This is a genomic window from Shewanella sp. 8A, from assembly GCF_023475945.1.
GTDB lineage: Bacteria > Pseudomonadota > Gammaproteobacteria > Enterobacterales > Shewanellaceae > Shewanella > Shewanella xiamenensis.
This window is the reverse complement of sequence record NZ_JAMDJP010000078.1, coordinates 1-1,384: the sequence shown is the minus strand read 5'-3', so window position 1 is coordinate 1,384 and position 1,384 is coordinate 1. Positions and strand designations below refer to the sequence as shown.

The 1,384-nt window shown below is 45.4% G+C and carries 1 protein-coding gene; it reads left to right on the top strand.

Annotation, left to right across the window (positions count from 1 at the left end):
• Positions 1-97: 97 nt before the first annotated feature.
• Entirely contained in the window at positions 98-1,114 is a 1,017-nt protein-coding gene (locus tag M0413_RS22565; RefSeq protein WP_249555737.1) for an IS110 family RNA-guided transposase, read from the top strand.
• Positions 1,115-1,384: the final 270 nt, after the last annotated feature.

The following is a 1,384-nucleotide window of genomic DNA, read 5'->3' as shown; positions in this document are numbered from 1 at the left end:
TCATGGATAATGGAATGGACCCATCCACTTTAAATCGGCCTCGCAATGGGCCACGATGTAGTCGCTAAAACTCATCAGAAAGAGGACGGGTCCACCTATGAAGATTACTACAATCGGTTTAGATATCGCAAAGTCTGTTTTTCATGCTGTTGGCGTCGATAAAGCAGGCAAGTTAATTAAAAAGAAAATGCTTAGACGCAAAGACTTGCTGCCCTTTGTCGCTCAAATTGAGCCTTGTCTGATTGTGATGGAAGCCTGTAGTGGCGCAAATTACTGGACCAGAGAATTTGAGCTGTTGGGCCACAGCGTCAAGTTAATTGCTCCTCAATTTGTCGTGCCTTTTCGGCAAGGTAACAAAAATGACTACAATGATGCTTTAGCCATCGCGGAGGCTGCGCAGCGACCCAACATGCGGTTTGTAAAACCCAAAAGCGTCGAGCAGCAAGATGTGCAACTGCTCCACCGAATGCGCGAACGATTAACTAAGCAATCAACAGCCTTAATCAACCAAGTGCGAGGTATGTTAGCTGAATACGGCATCGTGATAGCCAAAAGTAAATCGGCTTTTAAAGTACAGTTTCCTGAGATTTTGACTAACGAAACCAATGCGCTGACTACCAAAGGTCGAACAATTTTTTATCAGTTATATGAAGAGTTTACAGATATAGAAAGACGGCTTAAGGATTGTGATACCCAAGTACTCACTGAAACGAAAAACAATGTGATTTGCCAGCGTTTAGAGACTATCCCAGGTATTGGTCCCGTCACCGCTACGGCCTTTTATGCGGCTGCTGGAGAGGGTAAAGACTTCAGTAATGGTAGACACTTTTCAGCTTGGTGTGGCTTGGTTCCCAAGCAACACAGCAGCGGAGGTAAAGATAACCTCCTTGGGATAAGCAAGCGGGGAAATGCGTATTTACGTACCCTGTTTATTCACGGCGCCAGAGCGGTGTTGCAGAACAGTTGTCATAAACAGGATAAATTTAGCTGCTGGGCAATACAGTTAGCAGAGCGCCGAGGTTTTAATCGAGCCTGTGTGGCCGTCGCCAATAAACTCGCGAGAATGGCATGGGTTATCGCGGCGCGTGAGGAAGAGTATCGGCTTCCAGTATAGTACTGAATAGATTCAATAAACGTGAATAATTAACCAACCAGCAAGTTGCTAAGACACTTGATTTGATGATGAGACAGTCAGACTGATCTACTAAAAACCTTAGTCGGGCATAGGCTCATTACGAAGCCGCAGGGATGATAAGGACTGTAGAAGCAGATATCCATCAGGGCCAGAGGGATCCCTCAATAACAGGCCGGATATATGGGTGCAATGAACTCTTCTCAAAATCGTTATCGAATGTCTTGCAAACCGGATGGGTCCATATATGAC

Coding starts and splice junctions, on each gene's coding strand:
- M0413_RS22565 (WP_249555737.1), top strand. CDS start 98: ATGAAGATTACTACAATCGGTTTAGATATCGCAAAGTCTGTTTTTCAT.